Origin of the sequence: Peribacillus frigoritolerans (assembly GCF_030676415.1) — a bacterium.
GTDB lineage: Bacteria > Bacillota > Bacilli > Bacillales > DSM-1321 > Peribacillus > Peribacillus frigoritolerans_A.
Map to the genome: position 1 here is coordinate 1 of NZ_JAUUTW010000140.1, position 255 is coordinate 255.

The 255-nt window shown below is 38.4% G+C and carries 1 protein-coding gene; it reads left to right on the plus strand.

Going from position 1 to position 255, the window contains the following annotated elements; all coding sequences use genetic code 11:
- Window positions 1–255: IS110 family transposase (locus tag Q8G36_RS28800; protein WP_305275371.1), on the plus strand; the 255-nt coding region annotated here is incomplete at both ends.

The following is a 255-nucleotide window of genomic DNA, read 5'->3' on the forward strand; positions in this document are numbered from 1 at the left end:
GGAGTAGATATAGCCAAGCACAATCATGTCGCGAGAGCACAGGATTTTAGGGGATTGGAACTGGGGAAAACGTGTTTCTTTGAAAATACGAATGCAGGATTTCATTCGTTTCTAGATTGGATTAACCGACTTGTTAAAGAGTGTAAGTTAAATCAAGTGATTGTAGGCATGGAGCCAACCGGTCACTACTGGTTAAATCTAGCTCATTTTCTAAAAGAGAATAATATTAAGTTCGTATCTGTCAATCCACTACAT